This is a genomic window from Kolteria novifilia (genome assembly GCA_007748055.1).
Classification (GTDB): Bacteria; Planctomycetota; Planctomycetia; order Kolteriales; family Kolteriaceae; genus Kolteria; species Kolteria novifilia.
Map to the genome: position 1 here is coordinate 2,776,894 of CP036279.1, position 24,717 is coordinate 2,801,610.

At 61.7% G+C, this 24,717-nt stretch carries 22 protein-coding genes and 1 pseudogene; 9 read left to right on the forward strand and 14 right to left on the reverse strand.

The features are described 5' to 3' along the window. Positions 1-16: 16 nt before the first annotated feature. The 7 genes from Pan216_RS10355 to Pan216_RS10385 all read right to left on the reverse strand — a co-directional run bounded on the left by Pan216_RS10355 (position 17) and on the right by Pan216_RS10385 (position 8,327). Positions 17-1,177, reverse strand: a complete 1,161-nt coding sequence (locus Pan216_RS10355) for an ISAs1 family transposase (RefSeq protein WP_145257923.1) — start codon at positions 1,175-1,177, stop codon at positions 17-19. A 500-nt stretch (positions 1,178-1,677) separates the two neighbouring features. After that, complete coding sequence (locus Pan216_RS10360; RefSeq protein WP_145257924.1) at positions 1,678-2,922, reverse strand: ISL3 family transposase; 1,245 nt, start codon at positions 2,920-2,922, stop codon at positions 1,678-1,680. Positions 2,923-2,967: 45 nt separating this feature from the next. Continuing rightward, on the reverse strand, positions 2,968-3,552 hold the full coding sequence (locus Pan216_RS28210; protein WP_419193491.1) for a hypothetical protein: 585 nt from the start codon (positions 3,550-3,552) through the stop codon (positions 2,968-2,970). A 128-nt stretch (positions 3,553-3,680) separates the two neighbouring features. Further along, positions 3,681-4,526 (reverse strand): ATP-binding protein, encoded by an 846-nt coding sequence (locus Pan216_RS10370; RefSeq protein ID WP_419193492.1) that lies wholly within the window; start codon positions 4,524-4,526, stop codon positions 3,681-3,683. Continuing rightward, positions 4,426-4,890, reverse strand: a complete 465-nt coding sequence (gene tnpB, locus Pan216_RS10375; RefSeq protein WP_145257926.1) for an IS66 family insertion sequence element accessory protein TnpB — start codon at positions 4,888-4,890, stop codon at positions 4,426-4,428. Before tnpB ends, Pan216_RS10370 begins: the two co-directional genes overlap by 101 nt. A gap of 2 nt (positions 4,891-4,892) precedes the next feature. Next, complete coding sequence (gene tnpA / locus Pan216_RS10380) at positions 4,893-5,246, reverse strand: IS66 family insertion sequence element accessory protein TnpA (RefSeq protein ID WP_145257927.1); 354 nt, start codon at positions 5,244-5,246, stop codon at positions 4,893-4,895. Positions 5,247-6,170: 924 nt separating this feature from the next. Further along, the gene (locus Pan216_RS10385; protein WP_145257928.1) at positions 6,171-8,327 is read right to left on the reverse strand and encodes a vanadium-dependent haloperoxidase; all 2,157 of its coding nucleotides are present in this window, start codon (positions 8,325-8,327) and stop codon (positions 6,171-6,173) included. A gap of 695 nt (positions 8,328-9,022) precedes the next feature. Here Pan216_RS10385 and Pan216_RS10390 point away from each other — a divergent pair. Beyond that, positions 9,023-10,282 (forward strand): MFS transporter, encoded by a 1,260-nt coding sequence (locus Pan216_RS10390; RefSeq protein WP_419193493.1) that lies wholly within the window; start codon positions 9,023-9,025, stop codon positions 10,280-10,282. Here Pan216_RS10390 and Pan216_RS10395 read toward each other — a convergent pair. Continuing rightward, complete coding sequence (locus Pan216_RS10395) at positions 10,266-11,699, reverse strand: sulfatase (RefSeq protein ID WP_145257930.1); 1,434 nt, start codon at positions 11,697-11,699, stop codon at positions 10,266-10,268. The genes Pan216_RS10390 and Pan216_RS10395 overlap by 17 nt on opposite strands. A 24-nt stretch (positions 11,700-11,723) precedes the next feature. Beyond that, positions 11,724-13,160 (reverse strand): sulfatase family protein, encoded by a 1,437-nt coding sequence (locus tag Pan216_RS10400; protein ID WP_419193494.1) that lies wholly within the window; start codon positions 13,158-13,160, stop codon positions 11,724-11,726. Between the two features lie 349 nt (positions 13,161-13,509). Here Pan216_RS10400 and Pan216_RS10405 point away from each other — a divergent pair, with 349 nt between their 5' ends. Continuing rightward, positions 13,510-14,271 carry a DUF2490 domain-containing protein gene (locus tag Pan216_RS10405; RefSeq protein ID WP_419193495.1) on the forward strand — a complete coding sequence of 254 codons (762 nt, stop codon included), beginning with the start codon at positions 13,510-13,512 and terminating at the stop codon, positions 14,269-14,271. A gap of 58 nt (positions 14,272-14,329) precedes the next feature. On the opposite strand, the gene Pan216_RS10410 is transcribed toward Pan216_RS10405, so the two are convergent. After that, positions 14,330-14,725, reverse strand: a complete 396-nt coding sequence (locus Pan216_RS10410) for a YciI family protein (RefSeq protein ID WP_145257932.1) — start codon at positions 14,723-14,725, stop codon at positions 14,330-14,332. A gap of 171 nt (positions 14,726-14,896) precedes the next feature. Further along, positions 14,897-15,112, reverse strand: coding sequence for a hypothetical protein (locus tag Pan216_RS10415; RefSeq protein WP_145257933.1), 216 nt, complete (start codon positions 15,110-15,112; stop codon positions 14,897-14,899). Between the two features lie 124 nt (positions 15,113-15,236). Between Pan216_RS10415 and Pan216_RS28215 the strand changes: the two are divergent. The 4 genes and pseudogenes from Pan216_RS28215 to Pan216_RS10430 all read left to right on the forward strand — a co-directional run. After that, positions 15,237-15,734: pseudogene (locus tag Pan216_RS28215) on the forward strand (reverse transcriptase domain-containing protein); the annotation flags it as partial. Between the two features lie 51 nt (positions 15,735-15,785). Further along, the gene (locus tag Pan216_RS28220; protein WP_419193715.1) at positions 15,786-16,103 is read left to right on the forward strand and encodes a maturase; all 318 of its coding nucleotides are present in this window, start codon (positions 15,786-15,788) and stop codon (positions 16,101-16,103) included. Between the two features lie 482 nt (positions 16,104-16,585). Continuing rightward, positions 16,586-18,391, forward strand: coding sequence for an aspartate kinase (locus Pan216_RS10425; RefSeq protein ID WP_145257935.1), 1,806 nt, complete (start codon positions 16,586-16,588; stop codon positions 18,389-18,391). A gap of 78 nt (positions 18,392-18,469) precedes the next feature. Next, positions 18,470-19,915 carry a sulfatase family protein gene (locus Pan216_RS10430; protein ID WP_145257936.1) on the forward strand — a complete coding sequence of 482 codons (1,446 nt, stop codon included), beginning with the start codon at positions 18,470-18,472 and terminating at the stop codon, positions 19,913-19,915. A gap of 21 nt (positions 19,916-19,936) precedes the next feature. Here Pan216_RS10430 and Pan216_RS10435 read toward each other — a convergent pair whose 3' ends face one another. The 3 genes from Pan216_RS10435 to Pan216_RS10445 form a co-directional block, all read right to left on the reverse strand. Further along, complete coding sequence (locus Pan216_RS10435; RefSeq protein ID WP_145257937.1) at positions 19,937-20,425, reverse strand: SMI1/KNR4 family protein; 489 nt, start codon at positions 20,423-20,425, stop codon at positions 19,937-19,939. Positions 20,426-20,543: 118 nt separating this feature from the next. After that, positions 20,544-21,749, reverse strand: a complete 1,206-nt coding sequence (locus Pan216_RS10440) for an exo-alpha-sialidase (RefSeq protein WP_145257938.1) — start codon at positions 21,747-21,749, stop codon at positions 20,544-20,546. 72 nt (positions 21,750-21,821) lie between these two features. After that, complete coding sequence (locus tag Pan216_RS10445) at positions 21,822-22,847, reverse strand: LacI family DNA-binding transcriptional regulator (RefSeq protein ID WP_145257939.1); 1,026 nt, start codon at positions 22,845-22,847, stop codon at positions 21,822-21,824. Between the two features lie 539 nt (positions 22,848-23,386). On the opposite strand from Pan216_RS10445, the gene Pan216_RS28225 reads away from it, so the two are divergent. Genes Pan216_RS28225 through Pan216_RS10455 form a run of 3 tightly spaced genes read left to right on the forward strand, consistent with a single transcriptional unit; the run spans position 23,387 to position 24,658 of the window. Then, positions 23,387-23,572 (forward strand): hypothetical protein, encoded by a 186-nt coding sequence (locus tag Pan216_RS28225; protein WP_419193496.1) that lies wholly within the window; start codon positions 23,387-23,389, stop codon positions 23,570-23,572. Beyond that, on the forward strand, positions 23,569-23,994 hold the full coding sequence (locus tag Pan216_RS10450) for a contractile injection system protein, VgrG/Pvc8 family (protein WP_419193497.1): 426 nt from the start codon (positions 23,569-23,571) through the stop codon (positions 23,992-23,994). The genes Pan216_RS28225 and Pan216_RS10450 overlap by 4 nt, the downstream gene beginning before the upstream one ends. A 58-nt stretch (positions 23,995-24,052) precedes the next feature. Beyond that, the gene (locus Pan216_RS10455) at positions 24,053-24,658 is read left to right on the forward strand and encodes a hypothetical protein (protein WP_145257941.1); all 606 of its coding nucleotides are present in this window, start codon (positions 24,053-24,055) and stop codon (positions 24,656-24,658) included. The last annotated feature ends 59 nt before the right edge of the window (positions 24,659-24,717 follow it).

Consider the following 24,717-nt stretch of genomic DNA (forward strand, 5'->3'; position numbering starts at 1 on the left):
CCAGGGTCATCGCATACTAAGTGGCTGTTCCTGTAAGGACTTCCATCAAGAAGTCATTGCTCCAGCCGCAGCTTCGGCGTTTCATGGCGATGCTGTCCTTGCTTGGATGTTGCTTCAGGAGAGAGAGCGTGAAACGATCGAGCCAGGCGAAATTCTCGCGGGCGCGTTGATCGCGGATGCGTGAATCGTCCTCGCGATAGACGACGTCGAGAATCCAATGGCAGGAATTCTCGACCCCCCAGTGGCCGCGGACGGCACGGGCGAACCGTTGGACGCCCATCCCAAGACTACTGATGTACCGCCGAATCTCGACCGTCTCTTTCCCGTCACGTAGGCAGACCGCGATGACCATGCCAATCGTCCGAAGTCCCGCCCACGCGGCCGAGTCGACCAGGCTTCGCGGAGCCGGCATTTGATAGTAAGTCCGCGTCGTCGTGCGACCGTGGGCGGTTTCGGTCGTCTCATGTTTGCGAACCTTGCCACTGGCGAAGTCATCTTCGGTCTCGGCCAGAAAGGTGTCGGCGATCGCTGTCTCGAGGCTCTCTTGGTTGCCTTTGACTGCCAACACATAGTCAGCTCCGCCCTCGACGATCTGCTTTGCGATCGCTTTCTGCGTTCCCATCGCGTCGATGGTGATGATCGCTCCTTGGAGATCGACCAACCGCAATAGCTCGGGAATCGCCGTGATTTCGTTCGTTTTCTCCTCGCTGGCAACTTGGCCCAACGACAGGCCCAATTCGCTAGCCCACAAGCTCACCGCGTGTAACGCTCCCAGCCCGCGCTTGCGGTCGTGGCTGCGGCGATTCGTTTTGCCATCGACGGCAAAGACCGGTTGGCTAACAGCACCCTCTTCACAAGCCGCCTGCCGCAGTGACTCTAGCCAACTGACAAAACAGGACTGAAAGGCATCCGGTCGCAACGCCGCCAAGACCCGTCGGAAGACGTCCTTGGCCGGAATGCCGTTGGGAAGCTCGAGCGTCCCCAGCAGCAAGTCTTTCTTCATGCGCGCCCATTCCGCGATGCCGGTCGGGCCGCTCGCCCCCGCGAGCACGCCCATCACCGCGATCACCACCACGCTGACAAGCGGATGACGCTGATTGATCGACGAGCGTGGATCTTCCAAATCTTCGAAGTGGGTGATGACATCCTCAAGCGTTACCCGAACGTCCTTGCTCATCAGAACCTCTCCTTGCATGCTCACCATCCCTCGGGCCCATGCAAGACGTTCTACTCATCGCTCACCACTGGCGCAACCCTTCCTCGGTTGCCCAATCCCCCGAAACTGCGCGATGGCCCTGGTAGCAGCCCGAGGCGCGTTGTAAGATATCGCGTTTGTTGCGAGCGCATCAACCAATCTGCATTCCTCTCAGGAGATAGATGTGATGATAGAAGAAGTTCAGGATAGCCAAGATTCTTCTGGCGAAGTGTCGTACGCATTGAGTGTCGAACCTGGTCGGGCGTTTTTGCTAGAGAGATTTGCAGATGCATGGTGGTTAGTCTGTATAGTATCGGGTGTAATTGGGGTGTTGTCAGGGTTCGCATTCTGTTTGTCACTCATCATTCCAGTCCCGGGGATTTCGGATGTGATCTGGGGTGCCATCTATATCTGCCTTGCTTCCACATTGGGTGTCCTCGTTTCTGGATCGATTTCCGCGCTCTTTTATTTTGGCCTCGTCTTCAGAATTTGTGGGTCGATGGTGGCTCGGGGAGGTTGCCGAGATTGTGATAGAGAGCGTATTTGAGGGTGCTGGGGTCGCGAAAGCCGTAGGATCGGCGGGTCGTCAATTTGACCTTCAGATTCATTCCCTCGACGGCGCCCGCGGAAATCTCTCCTTTTGCCTCGAACCAATTGAAGATCTGCTCGGCGTGACGCTCGAGGGTTCGTGCCAGGTTGCGCATCGGTTCGATCCGTGTGCTCAAGGCCCGATCGAGCCACTCCTGGAAGAAGGATCCGATCCGCCAGGGAGCCTTGTAGTCCCAAAGCCGCTGGAAGTCTTCCTTCATCAGGTAGCACTTGACCGTCCTGAGGTTGTGCGTCAACAACTCGTTGAGACGAAGGACCTCCTTGCGTTTGAGGTTGCCGCGACGCTTGAGCAGCAGCCAACGCGTCCGCTTGAGCACCTCGAAGCCCTTGCGTTTGAGTTCGCGTGCCTCCTGGGCCCGCACCTTGTCGATCGCCTTGTTGAACAACTGCATGATGTGGAAGCGGTCGAGGATGTGCAGGGCCCCATTGGCCTCGCGAGCGATGACCGACAGGTAGGCCTTCCACATGTCGCTGCAGATGTACTTCAGCCGCTCGGTTCGCCGCCTGCCGAAGAAACGAAAGAAACGACCGAGCGTCTCCTTGGTCCGGTCTTGCCCGACCCAAAGCAGACGACGCGATCCGCGGTCGATCTGATAGACCAGGGTGAAGTACTGATGGCCCTTGCGGTAGGCGACCTCGTCGATGCCGATCGCCTCGATCCCTTCCAGGTCGCGATGGCGGATTCCCCAGCAAACCGCCATTTTCACCGCACGAAAGACGGTGTGCCAACTCGTGCCGAAAATCGCGGCGGTCTCGCGCCAGCTCAAGCGTTTGGCCCAACGGGCAAGGAACCATTGGAAGCTCGACGTCGTCCGCTCCTTGCCCGACGCCCAGGGAATGCGTTCCACCTTCACCCCGCAAGCAGGGCATGCGACCCGCCGCGCCGCGTAGACGAACCAGACCGCCAGGCCCCACAACGGCACGTGCTGAAAACGGCGTTCCGGCAAGTGGTCGTACGTGCCGCCACGATTCCCGCAACCCGAACAGATCGGCCGGCTGCGACGCCGTGGGCGAACCCGAACCAGCAGTCCCTCTTTCGACGAATCGGCCCAAGCCGCCGATTCGTAGACGAAACTCCCGTGACGCTCCAAGGCGTTGAGGATAACCTGAAGTCGCATCCCGTCTCTCGCGGCTGGCGTTTGAAGAAGTCCTTGCAAACTCCATCATGCGCCACTCGAGAGCGGGATGCTCTTTTTGGCCTCCTGCCGACTCCTCTCCTTTCCGCTTGACCAGTGGAACATCCTCCCCGCCAACGGCCAAGGAGGAGTCTTTGCCGGGCGACCGAAGCCGAGCCACGATGGCGAGGATGCAGGGCGAGCGAAGCGAGAAGACCAGGCAAAGCAGCAGCCGGACGCGGCCCTTGGCATACGGCGGTAACCTCCACTACCAAGCGGAACGGAGAAGACACTCACCACCCACAGATTTGGCAATAGAGCCCGATTTTTGTTTTGGGATTTTTGGAGCTGATAGCGACGGAGCCATTGGTCGAGGAGGGTGACGGCGGCGCGGAAGTCGTAGCCGAGTTCGAGCAGCAGGTCGATGTTGTTGAGGTTTCGCTTGCAGCAGAAACAGTGGGCGAGGTTGTTGCGTGGGTTGACGGTGGCGCGGAGTTCGCCGCAGTGGGGGCAGAGGAAGCGGAAATAGCCCTCGAAGTATTTCGACGGCGGAGCCTGGTTGCCGAGGTACTCGATGGTGACGGGCATGGGCAGGTCGTTGCGGAGTTGACGTAGCAGGCTCGGTGGGATCATGGTGTCGTGTCGCTCCCTCTTTGGCATGGAATATCGCCGCGAGCCCGGGTCGCCTCGTGGCGACGACCGGGACAGGTGGTTGTGTCACCTTGGTGACACGGATGCCCGCGGCACTTCCTTGACGAGGCTCAGAAGTCGGCCAGGTCGATCTCCTTCTGCCAATGGGGCTGGAGGAGGACGCGGTTGACGTTGTCGATGTCGATGGTGCGACCGCAAGAGCGGACGGCCTCGATCATGCAGGCGAGAGAGAGGTTGCGGGCCTTGCGCAGGACGCCGTCGGCGGAGCGGACGACCAAGTCCAGAGCGGGTCCGGTGAAGGTGTTGTGGCCGAGTCCGACGCGATCGAGTTCGCGCAGCAGGAAGGCTTTCATGTCGTCGGGGTTGAGGCGTTTGGTGATGACCGAATAGGTCACGCGGCTTTTGATGTCGCGGTTGACGCCGAGGTCGAGGTTGGCCAGCAGCGAGGGTTGGCCGATGAGGACGAGGTTGTGGTTCTTGGGAAAGTCCTCGAAGAGGAGCCGCAGTTTGCGGAGGTTAGCCATCTCCATTAGATGGGCATCGTCGAGGACGGTGGTGAGGGCTTTGCCGGTGTGGTTGAGGCTGAAGGCCTGCTCGATGAGCCGCCGTTCGCACTTGAAGGCGGAGCTGTCGAACTCGATGCGGAAGGCGTCGCAGAGAATTTTGACGGTGTTGGTGTAGGTGTGCAGGGTGCGGGCGACGGTGGCGACGAGGTACTGCTGTTCGGGGAGTTGCTGGAGTGACTGCTTGAGGACACTCTTGCCGGTGCCGGGGAGTCCGAGGACGAGACAGAGCCCCCCCTGTTGGCAGTGGACCTTGAGGGTCTCGTGGATCTCTTGCTGCTGGGGAAGCAGTTCAAGCTCGCGCGTGGCGAAGGGGTTTTCGGTCAGTCCGTAGAAGGCGCGGATTATGCTCGTTCCTTTCGTCGCGAGAGTCCGTTGGCGACGGCGTGTCACGGTGCTGATCGGAGACTTGAAAGCGTTTGCGATGCCGGACCGAGGAGAGGTTGATGCCCTCGAGAATGAGTGACAATTGTCCGGCAGTGATCTCGAGGCCAGCCTCGTCGTCGGCCGCCTGGGCGTTGGGAAGCTGATAGCTCCCTTCTTCCAACTGCTGATACCAAATGCAATAGCCGACGCCGCCCCAATAGAGAACCTTGAGGCGATCTCTGCGGCGATTGATGAAGACGAACAGGTGGCCCGAAAGCGGATCTTGCTCGAGCACCGATTCCGCCAAGGCGATGAGCCCGTGAAAGCTCTTACGCATGTCGACCGGTTCCCGAGCCAGGAATATCCGCACCTGATGAGGGACCGACCACATGCTCACTCCTCCTCGACGCTCTCGAGGGCCGCAAGCACTTTGCGCAAGGCGTCGCTGTCGACTTGGGCCGGCGCCCGCACGATGTAGCCTCGGGGATGAACGATCTCGATCACGCTCGTCGATTCGGGGACCACCCGCAACGCCACGAACGGCGACGGACACGCCCCACCGCCATCGACCGCAGTCGACCGTTTCTCTTTTCGATCGCGTCGCTGTAGCTCACGCCGCCAGCCGTAGAACGACGCCTCCGAAATCCCTTCTTCCCTGCAGAACCTCCGAACGCCCCGCCCACTCTCCTCTTGCCGACGAACGACCTTCCGCCAATACGCTTCCTTCTCCGCACAACGAACTCGCATCTTCCGCCTCGCGACAAACCAGGGCCAACCAACCCAAGCCTACCGCAACCCACAAGACGCCACCGTTGCAACGCTCACAGCTGTGTAACGGCTGGTCTCCACGGCTAACCAGCCGTGGCCTCATTGAAGCCTCGCGGATGCGAGCGACTACTTCAGCTACGGCCGGGGTCTCCACGGCTAACCAGCCGTGGCCTCATTGAAGCAACATCGAGGCGATGGCCAGTGTATTCGCCAAGGCGCAGGTCTCCACGGCTAACCAGCCGTGTCCTCATGGAAGCCAATGTCGTCGAAGAAGGCTTCGTCGATGGCCGCCTCGTCGCGGTCGGCGAGCCATTGCCGGAGTGGTTAATCCAAGGAAGTCTCCTTCACAACATCGGGGCGACCACGGTGGTGAGGTGTTTGGCGGCGTTATTTCTACATGGACGCGGACCGCGGACGAAGTTCTCCGCGAGACTTCCGACGTGCCGCGCACGCCCCGGTAGCGGAGTAACCGCTGGCTGCCCGGAAGGGGGCGCCGAAACAACGGGGCCACACGGAATTCGGGTCTCCTTCCTTCTTCCCCTTGGACAAGGGGGAGCGGAAGAATTGGGGATCGTTGATCGAGCGTGCGCGGGGCGCGACGCTGGGCTTCGCTAGAGAATGCTTTCAGCGTTCGGAGAGGAGAGCGAGGGAATGGTGAGCCTCACGAGTTACGGTTTCGGTCGACCTTCCGTTCGAAGCGGCTCGGGTGTTGGAGTGTCACGATACCGATCGTGGCCTCGATGGAGCACGTGTGGGGCCATGACGTTTGGTGCATCACCGGTGCGAGCTGAATGACGAGCGGGGCGCGCATGGGTACGGTCCCCCGACGGCCGTTGGTCACCCAAGAGGCCGTAGGGAGTCCATGGACGCGTCCGAAGGCCGGCGTCGCGATGACGCGCTGGCTCAGCGATGCCGCGGAGCGTTGGTATTGTCGCCGAAGTCATCGAGGTCAAGCGGCGACATGAGCGTCATCGCGCCCATCTGCCGGAAGACCTCATCGACGATGTCGACATCGTTTCGGCTTGCGTTCGAGGCTTGCTGGCCACGGCTCTCCCGTTGGGAACCGTGCCGATCCGACATCTCTCGCGAGTCGTGCTTCCCGTGCGATGAGTGCCGACAGGGATCGCGATCGCCGTTGGCCTCGACGAATGAAGCGTCTCCGTCGGCGACGATCGTCACGCTATCCTCCTGGGCGCCATACCAGTGGATGGAATCGAGGTTGAGATACTCGATGACCGTGCCGTTGATGGTGATCGAGTTGCCATCGACGACGACCGAGTCGGCGCCATCGGTTCCGAAGAGGTCCAGGACATTCTTGCGGCCGTCGCCGCCGTCGATGACGATGCCTTCGGGAAGGGCCGAAGAATCGGTCTGGAAGTCGACGGAGACATTGGTGTCACCGCGACTGGTGTCGACAATGTGGACTTGGGAAGTCTCCTCGGTCGAGCGCGACGCGAGGACCGCGCCACTGCGGGCATCGATGATTTCGACCCGCGACTCGCCCACCGAAACGATCAGGTCGTCACTTTCATGGCGCCCGGCGATCTCGTAGCGCAGGACCGAGTCCTCGGCATCACTGGTCGGCACGACGAAATCGTCGGCGACATCCGCGGCGATCGCTTGGCCTACTTCTTGGCCGACGAGGTCGTCGAAATCGAAGTGGATGCCCAAGTAAACTCGGCTACGACCGTTCTCGGCCATTGCCTCGCTGAAAGAGTCGAAGGACCTCGTGGCGTCGTCCAGGTAGAGTCCGTAGTCGGCTTGCAGTTCGGGATCGTCGAGGAGGATCTCCAGTTCCTCGGAGGATAGCTCGAAGGAGATGTCATCGGTGCCATAGAACTCCTGGAGGGTGCCGAAGAGAGCACCGCCGAAGGTGGCGTGTCCGGAGATGTAGGTAGGAAACTGCGGTGTGAAGCCGACGATGTCGTCGCCGTCGTCGGGAGCCCCGAGCGGGGTCCAGTCGTCATCGCCATCGGTGAGATCGTTGCCGTCGGCGTCCCCCGCCCGGATCGCGGTGACGGGACGCCAGAACTCCTCGGTGAACTTCGTGTGCCAGGCGACGATCGCCGCGTCGGCCATCGCCACCGACGCTTGGGCGTAGAGGGTGGCGTTCTCCTCGAGCGTGTTGCCTTCCTGAACGGCGATTGTCTCCAGCACGTCGCTGAAAAGGGCGAGGGGCGTGCCGAGTCCCTCACGGTCATAGGCCCAAAAGATGCCGGCTTCGGTCTGATCGGCGGTTCGGGTCGTGCTGTCGACCGAACCGAGTTCCAAGACTTCGTTGTAGGACGCGGCGTATTCCTCGCTGGTGAGCGCCGGAGTGGTCTCGGGGGCGAAGCTTTCCACGGACGAGATGGAGAAGGTGTCGACCTCGCCCCATCCAGGCCCCCACGCGGAGACGTCGGGGTTCAAGGGGTCCGCTTGGAAGTAGCCAAGCTCGTCGGTGAACGCGTACTCCACGACGTCGTCAGAGCCGTCATCGGCGCGTTCAGCGAGGATCTGGTTGCCGATCGCGGTTCCCAACGCCAGGCTCGCGGAGGTGACGCGACTGGTCTCTTGTCCCGTCAAGACGCTATCGAGGAACGAGTCGATCATGTCTTGCTGATCGGGGTAGAGCGAACTGAGAACGGTGTAGGCCGCCTGGGATGCGACGATGTCGGTCGCGACGTTGGAGGTCGATTCGGCGTCCAGCGCGTAGTCGTAGAAGGTGCCATCGGGATTGCCCGAGGCGATCGTGACGGCGTCGTAGATCGCCAAGTTGAGCATCGCCATCGATCGCGAGGCGTACCCCGGGTTCTGATTGACGGCATCCGCGATCAACAACTCACCAAAGAGGTTGTTCCAGTCAAGCACGACGTCCGATTGCGCATTGTGTTGCCCATCGGATGCGTCTTGTATTCCAGAGGTCTCGGTCCCAAGGATGGAGACCTCGAGGCCACTCATGTCGACCGTCTCGGCATCTTGTGTTGCTGTCGGAAATAATTCCTCGACCAGCGCCGCGTCGGCCGCCAGTAGATTTCGTGTTTCCAGACTCTCCACTCGAAGACTCTTGCCATCTCCCATTGCCACTCTCCTTGTGTGTCGGCTCGATCGCCGCGCTAACCCCCCACTCGGACACGGTGTCCACTGCCGCAATGCCTCCAATGCATTTCAACGAACACGGTCCTTGGCGCTACGTCCCGCTTCGTAGCTCTACTTGAGGTCAACGCCGGTCGATTTCTGGAATCTACAGTCAAAATGTCGCTTTCCTGGCGAATGCAGGGGGTGGTGTAGGTGGACGCCGTGGATGGGGAGTTGGAGCGAGGCGGATCGCGTTCTCGCCTTGCGTGTGGAAGGGCCGGAGGGAATGATGATGGATCAAGGTCCGCGCGATGAACCAAGGAGGAAGGCGATGTGCGTGAAGGATAAACCGGACGCCTCGCGGAAGGCGATCGTTTTCGTTTGCCAGAAGTGCGGGGTGAAGAGAAAGAACAAGAAGGGGATGTGCAAACCGAAGAAGGTCAAGTGAGGGCGATGGACAGGGTTGGCGGAGGAGTAGCCGGGGGGGACAACGGAGTCGCGATCGGTAAGGGAGGTGTCGGGAAGTGGCGCTGGAGAACTCTCGGCTCGCGCGGCGCGAGAGGGCGTTACCCATCTCCCCAAACAAGTGATACGTTAGACTTCGAGTGGGCCCCTGTTGCTGGCGGGGATGGGGCGAGTGCTGGCAAGCGGTCGAAAGTGAGTCGCGGATGGTGTGGAGCTCGACGGGACGAGCGTGCTTGATCTGGCTGACCGTGACGCTCTTTGTCGCTTACCAACTTCTGGTGCAGATGTCGTTCGGCATCGTCAGGTCCGGCGTTGAGTCGGACCTAGGGTTCACCGTGGATCTCACCAACTTTCTGATCATGTTCTACGCGGTGGCGTTGGGCGTCATGCAGTTGCCGGTCGGGCTGTTGCTCGATCGCGGCAATCCCCGCTGGCTGCTGACCGCGGCGTGCGCCGCGGTGGTGGTCGGCTGCGCCCTCTTCGCCAGTGCGACCAACGCGCTAATGGTGGCGGTGGGATGGACGCTCGCGGGGTTCGGCTCGTCGTTCGCGTTCATCGGGGCGGGCTACGTCATCCGCCGCTGGTTTCCCCCTCGGGCCTTCGCGGTCGTTTTCGGGGGGACGATCCTGCTGTCGTCGATCGTGGGAGCGGGCGCGGGCAACGTGATGTATCCGGCCCTGAGCGAGCTCTACTCCTGGCGGGAGACGCTCTATGGAGGCGCTGGGCTCGGCGTGATCTTAACGCTCCTGATCGCGCTCGTTGTCACCCTCCCGGAGGAGGACCGCGAGGTGGAGATGGACACCAAGCACGACACGCGATCCACGCCGTCGATCGTCTCGTCATTCGACGCGATCTTCGATCGGCCGCAGATTCTCTTCTGCGCGCTCTTCGCGGGGGCGACGTGCGGTAACCTGATCGGCTTCGGCGGGCTCTGGCTCATCACGTGGCAGGCGAAGGGATGGCAGGACAGCGCCAACGACGCCGCGATGCTCAACTCGATCCTTTGGTGCGGCAACGGTTTGGGCGCCCCGATCTTCGGACTTCTTTCCGACATGATTCGCCGCCGCCGTATCGTGATGGTGCTCGGCTCGTTGGCCGCGTTCGCGTTCAACGTCCTGTTGGTGGTCGTGCTGGTTCCGTACTCGCGGTCGTTTCTGCTATGGGTTCTGTTCTTACAAGGGTTCGCGTGGGGAGTCGCGCCGCTCGCTTTCGCGGTCGCTTGCGAGAACGCGCCGCGCCGCGTTCTCGGATTGACGTTGGCGGTGGTCAACGTCTTCGGCGTGCTGATGGGATCGCTGCTGCAGATTGGGCCCGAAACGATGCTGGACGGGATCGACAATCCGGGTCGTCTCGAGTTGAGCCGGGCGTTGCTCCCGTTTGTCGTCACCGCGGCGATCGGTGTTCTGTTGGCGATGTTTTGTATCCGCGAAACCTACTGTCGATCCTTGCCGGAGAAGATGCGGCAGGCACGACGAGTCATTGGCCAAGCATGATCTTCTTCTTCTCCGCGAGCTTCGAGCGGCATTGGTCGAGCACCGAGGCGTGGCTCGCGTCGCCGGCGAGATTGGTGAACTGCTCGGGATCTCGCTGCATGTCGTAGAGCTCCTCGCCGTCGGGATACTGCATGTACGCCCAACGCTTGCCGCGAATCGCGAACTGCGTCGGCATCTTGCGGCGGCCATCGTAGCTAAAGGCATAGTCGCGGGTTGTCGCGTCGTGGTTCTCGAGGATCGGGAGCAGGCTCTTGCCGTGACACTGCTTGGGAACGTCGAGACCCACGAGTTGCATGACGGTGGGATAGAGGTCGACCAACTCGACGGGCGCATCGCTGACGCCGGGCCGCAGACCGGGGATCGAGACGATCAGCGGAACCCGCGTCGCCTCCTCGTGCAAGTTCGCCTTTTGCCAGAAATCGTGCTCGCCCAGATGGTAGCCGTGATCGCTGGTGAAGATGACGGCGGTCGAGTCGCGTAGCCCGAGGCGGTCGAGTTCCGCGAGGACCTTGCCGAGTTGATCGTCCATGAAGCTGACCGACGCTTCGTACGCCGACCACATCCGCTTCTGGTTGTCGGGGTAGCGCGCCAACCCGTTGGCCTGGCTGTTGGAACTCGAGATGCCGGAGCGAGGGATGTCGTCCCAGTCGTCGGCCAGACGCTTGGGCATGCGGATCTTCTCGATCGGGTAGCGACCGAAGTAGGGCTCGGGAGCGACGTGCGGGTAGTGGGGCCGAACGAACCCGACCGCAAGGACGAAGGGTTCGTCTTTGTGCTCGCGCAGCAGTTCGATCGCTTTGGCGGCCGTCTTCGCGTCGGGCTGATCGGATCCATCACTCTCGTCGATCACCGCGACGTAGGCGCGATTCTTGGTTCGCGCTCCCTGCCTGTCGTCGAGGTCTCGTTTGATGTCGTTGATATTGAGACACTGATAGAGCCCCGGCGTTGACTCCTCCTTGCCGGGCGAGTTGAACCGCTCGGTCCAGGAGGCCGCGTGGTCGCCGCCGTTGGTCCCCTCGACGATGTCGCCCGGAACGCGCATGTGGTAGATCTTGCTCACCCGCGCCGAGTACCAGCCGTTCTCCTTGAGGACCTGCGGGAACGACTTGTGCTTGGCGTGGTCGATGTTCCTTCGTCCGTAGCGGCCGAACATGATCGACGGTCGCGATGGGGCACAGACAGGGGCTTGACAGTAGGCGCGAGTGAAGCGAGTTCCGTGCTCGGCGAGCCGGTCGATGTTCGGCGTCTCGCAGAGCGGATGGCCGTAGCAACCCAGCACGCTCGCTTTCAAATCGTCGGCGATGACGTAGAGGACGTTCTTGACGATCGGCTCCTCCTCGGCGGCCGAGATGCCGGGGATGAGCAGAAGAAGGGCGACCGGGAGGAGGGGACGCCAACGGTTCGTGAGGAGGGGCATGCGCGGACTCCGGGACGGGATGGACTACTGCTCTTGATCGAGGATCGACGTGAGCTTCTTCTGGAGACGCTCGACGCGCTTGGGCTGGCTTGTCGCGAGGTTGCTGGTCTCGGAGAGATCCTCGCGAACGTTGTAGAGTTCGGTCTCCCGCGGTCGCTTCTTCGGGGCGCTGAAACCGTGGCTGGCGCCGGGGAGCATGAGTTTCCAGTCGCCGTCGCGAATCGACTTTCGACTATGAAGCACGGGTGGCCTGGGCGTCGCTTCGGTTCCGCCGCCGAGTTGGGCCAGGAAGCTGGCACTGTCCTTGGTCGATGCCGTGGGCTCCTGGCCGATGAGTTCCGCGAAGGTGCCGTAGAGATCGGCGAACGCGACGAGGCGATCGCTCGACGATCCCGCCTGGACGTGGCCGGGCCAGTTCACGAGGAAGGGGACGCGATGGCCGCCCTCCCAAATGCTGGCCTTGATGCCGCGAAGGGGGCCCCTCGAGGCATGATGGAAGCGTTCGGTGTCCTTCTCGTACCAAACCGGGCCGTTGTCGCTGGAGAAGATCACGAGCGTGTCGTCCTTCATCCCCGCCTTCTCGAGGCTGCCGAGGATCTGGCCGACGACGCTGTCGACTTGCATGACGAAGTCGCCGTACATGCCGGCGTCGCTCTTGCCGGCGAACTCCTTGGTCGGCAGCCACGGCGTGTGGGGCGAGGGGAGGGCGACGTAGAGGAAAAGCGGCTTCTCGCTGTCGGCGTGGGCTTCGATCACCTTGATCGCCTCGCTGGCGAAGCGGGGTGTCACCTCGCCGTGCTTGAAGTCGGGAGCGATCGGGCCTTCGCGCCAGAACGCCCCTTGGATCTTGTTCCAACCCTCCTTGCCGCCGACGCTGGTGCTTGCCGGAACGGTGTCGGTCGGCTTCTCGGTCGGCGTGCGGTCGCGGATGAAGAAGTAGGGCGGAATGTCGAGCGAGGCGTGCATGCCGAAAAACGACTCGAAGCCCCGATCGACCGGCCCGCCGGTGAGGGACTGGTCGTAGTCGAAGCGGAACCCGTCGGGGGCCTTCGTGGGGGCCTTCTGGTCGAAGCCGAGGTGCCATTTGCCGACCATCGCGGTCGAGTAGCCGTGGTCGCGCAACAAGCTGGCGATGGTCGATTCCCCTTCGGGAATGATCGGCCCCGCCCGGTCGTCGTAGGAGGGAGCCCGCGGGTTGAACCGCCCGGTCAGCAGGCTGTACCGAGAGGGCTTGCACGTCGACCCGCCCGAGTGAGCATCGGTGAAGACGATGCCCTCGGCCGCCATCCGGTCGAGGTTCGGGGTGGCGATGTTGCTCTCGGGGTTATAGGCCTTGAGGTCGCCATACCCCATGTCGTCCGCCAGGATCACGACGATGTTCGGCTTCGTCGGCGTCTCCGCGGCTAGGGCGCAGAATGGGAACAGGGCTCCCATCGCCACGAGGGCGAGCAAGATTCTCATGATACCTCTTTCCTCGGTTCGGTAGCCCTGTCCGGCCCGCGTCCGGTCTCAAGGCGCACCCGTCGATCCCCAATTCCTCCATGGCCGCTCCACGGTACCAGGAAGGACGCTTAGGTGCCAGCAGGGGAGAGAAGTGGGGACTGGAAACCGTGTCGGTCGGCGTCGGAGGGGGCAAGACTCGGGGCTGACCAACGTGAGACCGTACGAAGACTCGGGCGTGATTCGAATCAATGACAAGCGACCACGTTCCCTGTCTCGCGACTTACCCTAACCTCCCAGGCTCGGGAATGCCGATCAGGAGAGATGGGATAGACTGCGCCGAGTGAGGGCGGGGATGGAGATTCGTGCGATGCGACGGTGGGGCGGACCGCTGGGGATCTTGGCGATCGTGCTCCTCGGCCAATCAATGGCGAAGGCCCAAGCCGTTAGCGATACCGGGACCTGGTTGGCCGCGTTTGGCAATGGCAACCTCGCGCCCAAACTCGACGATCGTCTGAAGTGGTGGTTCGATGGGCAGCTACGCTTCTTCGAGGAGACCGAAGGCTTTGGCCAAAGCGTGGTGCGCCCAGGGGTCGGCTACGCCCTCAAGGAGAACGTCATCATCTGGGCGGGGTACGGTTGGTTCGTCAACGCGCGTCCCGGCTCTCCGGACATCAGCGAAGATCGCGTCTGGGAGCAAGTGACCTGGTCGAAGCCCTTCGACATCAAGCCGCTGGGCTTGCGATCGCGGCTCGAACAGCGGTTTCTCCAGAACGGCGACGACGTCGGCGGGCGCTTCCGGCAACTCGCCTCCTGGCGGCAGCCGATCGCCCGCTCGAAGAGATTTTCGTTTGTCCTGTCGGACGAGATCTTCGTTCATCTCAACGACACCGATTGGGGGAGCGACGCAGGGTTCGACCAGAATCGTTGCTTTGTCGGGATCGGCCTCAAGCACAGACCCGAGAGCCGCTGGACGATGGACATCGGGTACCTCAATCAGCACATCAACCGCCCGCGGCGCGGCAATCTCACCAACCACTTGCTCTCCGTCAACTTCGCCTACGGCCCGAAAGTTTCCCAACGCGTCCCCAGTCAGGTCGACGACCTCCTCTCCGTCGGCGAAGAGAACTAGTGCTTGCTGGGTGACTCTTGGGTACCGTGCTCACGCTTGCGTGGGCATGCAAAGAGACTCACGCCTCGTCGGTGATCGCGGCACCTCGCTCGGCGACGAGTTTGTTGATCGTCTCGTCGGCGGGCCTGATCTCGAACGGTCCCATCTTGGCGCCAGGGTGTTTCGACATCAGGGCGATCGCGTGGTTCATGTCGCGAGCTTCCAGCAGCAAGATGCCGCCGAGCGTCTCCTTGGTCTCGGCGAAGGGGCCATCGGTGACGACGACTTCGCCGTTTTCGGGCTTGAGCGTGACCGCGTTGCGAGCGGAGTCGAGCGCCTCGCCGCCCAGAAAGTGCCCCCCTCGGCGGAGGACATCGTCGTAGTCGAGGCACTCCTCCATGATCTTCGACACTTCCTCTTCGGAAAGGGTCACGAACTTGCTCTCGTCGATATAGCCTAGACAGACGTACTTCATGACATGCCTCGCTCGATGAACGCAAAAGGGAATAGCTCGAACACGCTTGTTCCGAGCTTCCAAATGCTAGTCGAACGGGCGAAGGGGAAATCGACAGGCCGGGGTAGAACTTTCCGAAGAAGGCTCGCGAAGCACCCTTTGGGGGGGGGGGCTGGAATTCGTGTCCAATGCCTAGTCGGTCTGCGGTTGAACGGGTGTCAGGGACAACGCGATCGCAACCATCTCTTCTCTCGGCAGGTCCGAGAAGATGATGACAAAGGTGCCCTCGCGCCAACAAGTCAGGATGCGTAGCCCGTCGTCCGGTGCGGGGTCGGAGATCTCCATCGTCTGACCATCGACGTGTAGCTCTTCCCATTCAAGCTCCGCGTGCCGGCTCTCATCGCGCACACGCCGCTCAGAAGGGGTGGCGACGACTCAACGGCTACGAGAAGATCATCCCCCTGCTCGAAGGAAAGACGTTCGTTGACGGAGACCTGCAGGACGCCGCTTGAACTTCCTCAGAACACAACTGTTGACAATATCTCCCAACTGGATCGTGGAAGCCGACATCAAAGGCTTCTTTGACAACGTCGACCATGACTGGTTGGTGAAGTTCCTGGCTCATCGTATTGGCGACAAGCGAGTTCTTCGGTTGGTCAGACGAATGCTGCGAGCAGGAGTCATGGAAGATGGCTCCTTGCAGATAGACGACCAGGGGACGCCACAAGGAGGTGTCGCGTCCCCGTTGTTAGCGAACGTGTATCTGCACTACGCTTTGGATCTTTGGTTTGAACGTCGCTTTCGAGCAGCGTGCCGAGGTCACGCCAAGCTCATCCGCTACGCGGATGACTTCGTCGTGTGCTTTCAGCGGGAGTCAGACGCGAGGCGGTTCATGAACGAACTCCCTGATCGGCTGGCTCAGTTCGGGCTCGAAATCGAACCGACAAAGACGAAGCTCCTTGCGTTCGGCCCGCAGGCGTCTTCTCATGCCAAGCACATGGGGCGACGAAAACCCGAGACCTTCGATTTTCTCGGATTCACGCACTATTGCAGCCGCAGTCGGAATGGGAGAAGGTTCCGTATGAAGCGTGTCACATCGCGAAAGAAGTTCCGTCAGAAACTGGCTGCCTTCAAGGAGTGGCTCAAGTCCATTCGCTCGCGAATGCCTACCCGCTACGTTTGGGAGCTAGCGTGCGCCAAACTGCGGGGGCATTACGCTTACTACGGCGTGACGGACAACCATCCCGGGATCGCTCGGTTCGCCTACGCGGTCCGACGTCTACTCCAGAAATGGCTACGGCGTCGCGGGGATAAACGTCGCATGAACTGGGAAAAGTTCCATCTGATGGAACGGCGTTTCCCGTTGCCTTCGCCTCGTATCACGGTCTCGCTGTTCTGATGGACCATCACCGGGGTCAAACCATATGAGGAGCCGTGTGCGTTAATAGCGCAAGCACGGTTCTGGGAGGGGCGGCTGACAACTCAGGTATGGTCGAGATCTTGTGGCACCGTCGGGAAACCAGACGGCAAACGGAGAACACAAACATCGACCTACAGCTTGAGGAGGAAGCCGTCTACTCGACCAATATCTCGGCCTCAAAAGTCCATTCCCACAGCCCGGATCGAGAATACGAGTCGTTTCGCGTTCGGTGGCCCCGGTAGCTCGCCGACTGGGGCCATCCACGATGAACCGGCAGTGCACGACTGACCGGGGCTCTCCGTTTCGTCTCCTCTCCGCCGATCCTTTGGCTCGACTGGGACAGTTTCCCTAGGATAAATTGTTTGCGGCGGCATTGGTTCGCGAAGCGTGCGCGCGTCTCCTTGAGGAACCGCGTGACGTCATGGAAGAGAATTGGCTTTGAGGTGTTGGAGTAGACGTCCGTGGGTCTAGTCGTTCAGAAGTTCGGGGGCACCAGTGTCGCCACCACCGAGAAGATTCTCGCGGCCGCCAAGCGGGCCATTCACGCCAAGCAAGAGGGCCACGACGTCGCCGTGGTGGTGAGCGCTCGCGGCAAGACGACCGACGAACTCATCGGCCTGGCGCGGGAGATTCATCCCGATCCGCCCGCCCGCGAACTCGACATGCTCATGGCCAGCGGCGAGCAGGTCTCGATCGCTCTCTTGGCGATGGCGATTCATTCGCTCGGCCACGGAGCGACCAGCCTCACCGGCGTCCAGATGGGCATCCGCACCGACAGCATTCATGGCAAAGCCCGCATTCGCGAGATCTCGACCGAACGCATCCGTCAGATCTTCGCCGACGGCAACATCGCCATTATCGCCGGCTTCCAGGGAGCCGACGAACACGAAAACATCATGACCCTCGGTCGGGGCGGCTCCGACACCACCGGCGTCGCGATCGCCGCGGTGCTCGAGGCCGATGTCTGCGAAATCTACACCGACGTCGACGGCATCTTCACCACCGACCCCAGACAAGTTCCCACCGCCCGCAAGCTCGAACAGATCAGCTACGACGAGATGCTCGAACTCGCCAGCGCCGGCGCGGGGGTGATGCACTCGCGCTCGATCGAGTTCGCCAAGAAGTACGGCGTCATTATCCACGTGCGCAACTCCGGCACCGACGACCCCGGAACGATCATCCGCCCCGAGGACCCCGTGCTCGAACACGTTGTCGTCCGCGGCTGCGCCCTCGCGAAGGCGGAGAGTCGGGTCACCCTCTACGGCGTCCCCGATGAGCCGGGCATCGTCCACCGGATCTTCTCGAAGATCGCCGAGGCACACGTCATTGTCGACATGATCGTGCAGAACGCCGCGCGCGATGGACGGACCGAAGTCTCGTTCACCGTCAGCGAGGGGGATCTGACGCGGACTCTCGAACTGATGCGCGAGGTGGCCGACGCGATCGGCGCCAGTCACGTCGACTCGAGTAGCGACATCGCCAAGGTCTCGATCGTGGGTCTTGGCATGCGGACACACACCGGCGTCGCCGAGCGGGCCTTCTCGGTCTTGGCGGAGCAGGGGATCAACATCCTGGCGATCTCGACCAGCGACATTAAGATCTCGATGCTTGTCGAGCAAGAACGCGCGGTCGCCGCCCTCGCGGCGCTGCACGAGGAGTTCCGGCTTCACGAACCGCTGCCCGAGGTGACCAAGGACATCCGCTACCAGCTCAAGAACAAGGCTCTCCAGCCGACCAGTTCCACCGCCGACCGGATTAAGTCCATTGTCGAGAACCTTCCCTCGATGGAGGACATTCTGGTCAGCGGCGTCGACGTCGACGAGCGGCAGGGGCGCGTCACGCTCTATGGCGTTCCCGATCAGCCGGGCGTCGCGGGGAGGATCTTTTCCTCGATCGCCGAAGCGGGGATCGCGGTCGACATGATCGTGCAGAACGTCGGCAGCGACGAGGCGACCCACCTCACCTTCACCACCCTCCGAGGCGATCTCGAGCCCGCGGCCGCCAAGGCTCAAGCGGCTCTCGGCGAGGCGAACGGCCAAGTCGTCTGCGACAGCACGATGGCAAAAATCGCCGTCCGCGGTGTCGGGATGCGCAGCCACGTCGGCGTGGCGCTTCGTATCTTCCGCGCCCTTTCGTCGGCCGGGGTGAACATCAACCTCATCAACACGAGCGAACTTCACATTACCGTCGTCGTCGACCAAGCCGACGCCTCCAACGCCCGCCGGGCGCTCAGCGAAGCCTTCGGACTGGAGTTGGCGGAGAGCTGATCGGCGCCGATCGGCGGCAACGAACGGACATTGAACAGGAGCGATCGAGTGACGTGTCGACTTGTTCCGGGGTTTTGTTTGAGGTCACTTTGCGCGGTCGCGATATTCGTTGCCCCGCTCGTTCTCCCTTCCTCCTCCGCCCAAGCCGACGATCGTCCCAATGTCGTTTGGATTGTCGCGGATGATCTGAGTCCGGAACTGGGATGCTACGGCTACGAGGGAGTCGAGACGCCGAACATCGACCGCTTGGCGAACGAGGGCGTGCGCTACACGCGAGCCTTCGCGACCGCGCCGGTCTGCTCGTCCTCGCGCTCGGCCTTCATCACGGGCGTGTACCAGACCACGACCGGAACCCATCATCATCGCACGGCCGACAAGCCGGCGCTGCGCAGTCCGATCGAACCGCTGCCGGTCTTGATGAAGCGGGCGGGCTACTTCGTCTCCAACGGCAACTCGTCGATGAAGCGGGCCGGGAAGAGCGACTACAACTTCGCCTTCGAGGGCAAACTCTACGACGGTCCCGATTGGTCCAAGAGGAAGAAGGGCCAGTCCTTCTTCGCCCAGGTGCAGATCCACGAGCCGCATCGCGGGTTCGTGCAGGCCGATCCGAGTCGGCGAGCGACGTCGATGGAGATCCCCTCGTACTACCCCGATCATCCAGTGATTCGGGCCGAATGGGCCAACTACCTCGCGTCGATCGAAGTTCTCGACCGTCATGTGGGGGCGGTGCTCGAACGGCTCGAGCGAGAGGGCGTCGCCGACAACACGGTCGTCTTCTTCTTCGGCGATCACGGCCGGCCGCACTATCGCGACAAGCAGTGGCTCTACGACGGCGGGCTGCGGGTGCCGCTGATCATTCGTTGGCCTGGGCACCTCAAACCCGACTCGGAGAACACGCAACTCGTCACGCTTCTCGATGTCACCGCGACGACACTCAGTCTGGCTGGAGTAGCTGTCCCTTCGTGGATGGATGGACGGGACATGTTCGCGAAAGACTTCAAGGGTCACCAGATGGTCTTTGGGGCCCGCGATCGTTGTGGGACGACGAACGATCGCATCCGTTCGGTGCGGACCGAGCGTTTCAAGTACATCCGCAACTTCCACCCCGAGTTGCCCTACTCGCAGCACAGCGGCTACAAGCAACTCTCCTACCCCGGCATGACGGTCGCTCAAGTGCTCGAGGAGCAGGGCAAACTCAAAGGACCGCCCGCTCTCTTCTGGAGCGAGCGGCGACCGGAGGAGGAACTCTACGATCTCCAGGCCGACCCCGACGAGGTCCTAAATCTCGCGGGCGATCCCGGCCAGGCCGAGACGCTGGCTCAATTGCGTGGCGCCCTCGATCAGTGGGTGCAGGAGAGCGACGACCAGGGGCGACTCCCCGAGCCCGACAACGAGGTCGTTCGCAAGATGCTCGACGCGAGCAACAACTGGTACCGCCGTGCGATGAAGAAACGGGGCTTTCCGCCTCATCCCGATTCCGAGGCCTACCTCGATTGGTGGAAGACGCAGCTCAAGGTCGATTGAGCGACCGAGTCGTTCGCTTCACTACAGCTCCGGGAGGATCGTCGAACGGTAGAACCCGGCGGCGATCCGGTAGGCGAGCATCGCGGGCGCGAGGAAGCTGACTTCGAACTCGGGGGCTCGTGGTCCTTTGATCAGCGTCGGCCAATCGTCGGCGGGTCCCCTGGTGATGAAGTAGAGCACGTCGCCGTTGTCGGTCACCGCCCAGGGAAGCAATCCGCCCGCCTCCGGAAAGAGCGGCAGCGGGTAATGCGAAGGGAACTTGCTACGCGAGACCTTGTCCGCTTCGATCACTTGGCGACCGACGTCCTGCAGGTTGTACTCCTCGTCGAAGGGGGAGAGGACGTGCAGGAAGTCGGCCCAGGTTGAAGCTCCGAAGCGGTCGACGAGCGTCTTGTAGCTACCCGGCAACGCGAGCCCGAGCGGCTGCTCCACCGATCGCCAATTCCCTTCAAAAGGGGGCGACCCGCCTCGCGGAATCTCCAACAATTTCGGCAAGTGCTCGTTGCTCATCGGGACTGGGTTTCCGCCAAGGACTCGTTTCACCGCTGTCCATCTCATTCGAGACTAACAGAAGTGACCTCGCGGTTTCCAGGCCGGGAGCGAAGGTGCCACGGAGATGACGTCATCGTCACTTGAGCGGCATCCGTGGAGCGATGGCGGTGGGCATCTTGTCGAGCAGGTCGAGATCGTCCAGGTCGACCTTGAGGACCTCGACGCTCTGCTTGCCGCCGGCGAAGGCAACGAAGAGTTGGCCATCATGCTCCATCACATGAGGATAGTCGACATGGCGGCCGCCGTACAGGTAGCCCATCTTCGTGAAGACGAGTCCGTCTTCACTGACGGAGAGCGTCAGCGGATCACGACGACGAGGGTGCGTGTTCGACACCAGCACGTAGCGTCCATCGCGGAGCCGTAGTCCGTGAAACTTCGAACGGGCATCGGGAAAGTCAGTCTTCACCGGCGTGCTCCAGGTTCGCCCATCATCAACCGAGAACGAGCGATAGAGATAGCCGCTCCGCCGATTGTCGCGAAAGAGGGCCGCGATGCTCTTCCCGTCGGGCAGGAGCCACCAGTAGGGTTCCTCCGCGGCGAGCTTGCTGCTCGTTTCCAAGACGGGGAATGATTTCCACTCCTGGAGCGAGCGGTCTCCGCCGACCAGCATCGACACGCCGACTCTCTTGTAGTCGCTCGGCCGCCTCGACATCATCCAGCGTCCCGAAGGGAGTTGCTTGGGCGGAAAGTTGTTGATCGCGTTGTCGCGAATGACGCCAAGGTCATCCCACCTCTCGTCGTCGGCATTCCACCGAAAGGCGTGTAGCGCCAGGCTCGGACCGAAGAAGCCGGCCGCTTCGTCCAACGAAGCGAGTGCCAGCAACTCGCCATCTCGTTGCCAGAAGCCGCGAGCGATCCAGCGAAACCCCTTGGGACTGCGCGTATTGAAGACCGCCGAGCCGGGACCGGAGTTCTTGGGATCGGGGGTGAGCTGCTTCGGAGACGTCCATTCGAGACCATCGGGACTTGTCGCGTACTTCACGACTTGGCCCGCGCGGTCCTCGACGCCAGGGCCGTCGCTCCACATGACCCAGTATCGTCTATCGTGGTGGGCGAGGTAGTTGTGCTGATTGACTCCCTTGGTCTTCTTGACGTCGCTGACGACCACGTGTCGGGAGGGGATCTTCGGCAGGGCCGTGAAGTCGATGCCGTGCGGGTGCTCGAACCAGTCGCCGGCGAGCATCTTCGGTGAGTCGGGATTATTTGCCGGGTGAGGATACTCCTCGCTCGTTTGCGCGACGCAGATGGAAGCGAGGGTGATACTGACGAGGAGACTTCTCATGGGATAGCCCTTCCGGAACTGGGGAGAAGTTGCCATGGTCGTGTTCTCATGGCTTGTGAACCAACGATCGACTCAAGAGCCTCGAACGTTGTCACGATCACCGGGAACCAGCTTGGGAGTGACGACCACCTCGACTCGGTCGGCGTGGTCCGGTTGATTGATCGTCCAGAGGAGTTTCCGCGCCGCGCATTGGCCCGTCAATTCCGGGCTGAGGTCGATGGTCGCCGGACGCGGGTCCAAGCCGAGAAGGTACGGCTCGTCATTGCCCGCGGAGACAATCGTTAGCTCTTGGCGGAGATCGACGCCTTTCCTCTTGAGCGTCCGATGGGTGATCGCGGTCAACTGATCGCTGAGCACGAAGAGGCCATCGACCCTCGTTTTCAGCTTCAGCAGACGGTCGACAAGTGCGTCGATCCGGCGTTCGAGGGCGGTGGCATCCCGTTGATCGACGGTCGGGTCATCCCCTTCACCGCCGATGGTTCGCGCGGCGATCTCCTCGCGACGGGCGACAAGGTGAAAGCCCTCGACGCGGGCGCGATGACTTCGCAGGTGGTGCGTCACGTTGAGCACCGCCAATTGGCGGCACCCTTGCTCGATCAAGTGCTCCGCGGCCGTTCGTCCCACTGCCTCGTTGCCGAAGAGAGTCCCTTGTTGGCCCTCTCCCTCATGAGAGGAGAGCCAAACTCTCGGGAGATCGCCAAGTTCTTTCTGCAGCCCGGCGGGCGCCCGATGCCCCCAAAGCAGCACGCCGTCAACTTGCTGGGTACTCAGCAGAGGCGGAAGATCGTGCACGGAGCCGACGGACGCGAAGATCAGATTGGTGCGCGTCTCGCGCAAGGCGTGACAGACGCCTTGAAGCTTGAGCATCGCGAGGGTGGAATGCACGGCATAACTGTCGTCGAGTAGCAAGACCGCGACGGTACCAGCGCCCGCTTCGGGAACGGTCTTGGTCCGCCGCCGGCGCGTTCGCGGCACGAACTTCAGCTTCCTGATGGCCTCTTCGACCGCCTTGACGTTTTCGGGAGAGACGCCGGGCTGTCGATTGATGACCCGCGAGACGGTCGCTTGGGAGACGCCGGCGAGACGAGCAACTTTCACGGTGGACAATTGGGTTCGCGCCTCGTGCCCTTCGGTTCGATCATCGAATGGGAATCTAGCCGTCCCGCGAGATCTATTCAAGAATATTCCGTGAATAGTATGGCGATACGGTAGCGAGTGTCCCTATTTCACAGGTCGAAGGGAGGGATGCGTCACTGTTATTCATGAACTAATCTGTCGTTCTACTTCGCCATTCCGCTGCGCTCCCGTCGCTCGCGGTCGGCGAAGGGGACCGAGTGACGGGAGCATGGCGGTTGCCCACGGTGACGTCGATCCTCGGGTGATGTCAGTGAATAGGAGGTGGCATTCGACTCGACGGCCGACTACCTTGCGAATAGACCTTAACAGCCTGTTGATCTATTCGATGCTGGCTGCAAACGGCTCTCTTGACCAATCTCGGCGTTGAAAAACCTCGACAAATCTTCGGATTCGCCTGCGTTTTTCCTCCTTGATCTTGGCCAACATCGAACGTTCTCGCCTTGGCCCGCTTAAATCAACGGACTGTTAAGCGACAACGCAGCCACGTTCGCGGAGCACCCATGCCAACCTTCACACAGAAGAACCGCTTCTTGAGCATGTCGACTCCGTTAGGAGCGGACGTGTTGGCGGCGACGGGATACTGCGGCCGCGAGGGGCTGCCGGAACTCTACCGCTTCGAGATCGACGCCGTCGCCGTCAGGGAGCAGGCGATCGATTTCGGGAAGCTGCTCACGAAACTGGCGTGAGTGACGGCGACCCGAGAGATCGATGGGGCGCCGACGAAACGCTACTTTCACGTGAGCGTGTCGCGGGTCACCGAAATGGGATTCGACGACGTCGTCACCCACTACACGCTCGAGGTCGTTCCCCCCTGCGGCTCTTCTCACGCAATCGTCGGTTTCGCGTCTTTCGGCAGAAGGGCGTTCCCGAGATCCTCGCGATCGTGTTGGGTGACTTGTCGCTCCGCGACGAGTACCAGCAACGCAACTACACGGACCAAGCGGGCGAGTCGGATTTCGAGTTCGCGAGTCGGCTGATGGAAGAAGAGGGGATCTACTACTACTTCGTCCACGAAGAGTCAGCCCATCGGCTCACGATCGCCCCCACGTCGCTCGGCGCGCCGCAACCGCCGTCGAACGCGTCGAACGCGTTCGATCCGACCTCGTGACCGACCCGACGATCGTTCGCCCGGACAACGGTTCACCAGCTCCGATCGTGCGTTTCGCTTGCGTCGTGATGGGAACGAGGTCATCGGCATATTGGTGATCAGCGCTCGCATCGGCGAGATCGTGCTGAGTCCCTCGGCGGGCAAGGAGCTACTGGTTCATCATGCGGACACGCTGGCAGTCGGTTCCGCGGAGGGGCAATGGCTCGCGCTGTTTCAGGATCGAAAGCCGGTGTCTCTTGATGACGAGCCGCGGGGAAGCGTTATCGACATTGGGCCCGAGCTCGATCCGATCGTCGGTGCGGCGGACGACGTCGACAAGCTCTCGCTGCGCCGGACCGAAAGCACCGATGAGATCGCGGTTGGCAGACGCTTTACCTATGGGGTGGGAGATGGCACTCGGAACATGATCATCGTCGTGGCGACCCCTTTCGCTCGGGTGACCCGCGAACAGTTCGCCGTCGAGGCGTCCTGCGCCCCGATCATGATCATGGCGTTCGGGGCGATCTCCATTTTCGGGCTGGTCGTCAATTGGCTCTTGCGCGAGTTCGCCCGATCGCTGCTGGGATCGAGGACGGCGCTTTCCCGCCGCGAAGAGATCAGAGATCGGGCGGATGGGATGCGAAACCGCGGATCGCGTTGGACGTTCGAGGCTGGACGCGGGTAAAAAGAAAGCCCCACAGTCAACTGCGGGGCCAGCCGAATCGTCAAGCTATGAAAGTGGAG

What these genes read in the sequence shown, in the direction of transcription:
- Pan216_RS10355 (WP_145257923.1), bottom strand. Translation starts at nt 1,177, where the DNA reads ATGAGCAAGGACGTTCGGGTAACGCTTGAGGATGTCATCACCCACTTC.
- Pan216_RS10360 (WP_145257924.1), bottom strand. Translation starts at nt 2,922, where the DNA reads ATGCGACTTCAGGTTATCCTCAACGCCTTGGAGCGTCACGGGAGTTTC.
- Pan216_RS28210 (WP_419193491.1), bottom strand. Translation starts at nt 3,552, where the DNA reads ATGATCCCACCGAGCCTGCTACGTCAACTCCGCAACGACCTGCCCATG.
- tnpB (WP_145257926.1), bottom strand. Translation starts at nt 4,890, where the DNA reads ATGTGGTCGGTCCCTCATCAGGTGCGGATATTCCTGGCTCGGGAACCG.
- tnpA (WP_145257927.1), bottom strand. Translation starts at nt 5,246, where the DNA reads ATGCGAGTTCGTTGTGCGGAGAAGGAAGCGTATTGGCGGAAGGTCGTT.
- Pan216_RS10385 (WP_145257928.1), bottom strand. Translation starts at nt 8,327, where the DNA reads ATGGGAGATGGCAAGAGTCTTCGAGTGGAGAGTCTGGAAACACGAAAT.
- Pan216_RS10395 (WP_145257930.1), bottom strand. Translation starts at nt 11,699, where the DNA reads ATGCCCCTCCTCACGAACCGTTGGCGTCCCCTCCTCCCGGTCGCCCTT.
- Pan216_RS10400 (WP_419193494.1), bottom strand. Translation starts at nt 13,160, where the DNA reads ATGAGAATCTTGCTCGCCCTCGTGGCGATGGGAGCCCTGTTCCCATTC.
- Pan216_RS10405 (WP_419193495.1), top strand. Translation starts at nt 13,510, where the DNA reads ATGCGACGGTGGGGCGGACCGCTGGGGATCTTGGCGATCGTGCTCCTC.
- Pan216_RS10410 (WP_145257932.1), bottom strand. Translation starts at nt 14,725, where the DNA reads ATGAAGTACGTCTGTCTAGGCTATATCGACGAGAGCAAGTTCGTGACC.
- Pan216_RS28220 (WP_419193715.1), top strand. Translation starts at nt 15,786, where the DNA reads ATGAAGCGTGTCACATCGCGAAAGAAGTTCCGTCAGAAACTGGCTGCC.
- Pan216_RS10435 (WP_145257937.1), bottom strand. Translation starts at nt 20,425, where the DNA reads ATGAGCAACGAGCACTTGCCGAAATTGTTGGAGATTCCGCGAGGCGGG.
- Pan216_RS10440 (WP_145257938.1), bottom strand. Translation starts at nt 21,749, where the DNA reads ATGAGAAGTCTCCTCGTCAGTATCACCCTCGCTTCCATCTGCGTCGCG.
- Pan216_RS28225 (WP_419193496.1), top strand. Translation starts at nt 23,387, where the DNA reads ATGCCAACCTTCACACAGAAGAACCGCTTCTTGAGCATGTCGACTCCG.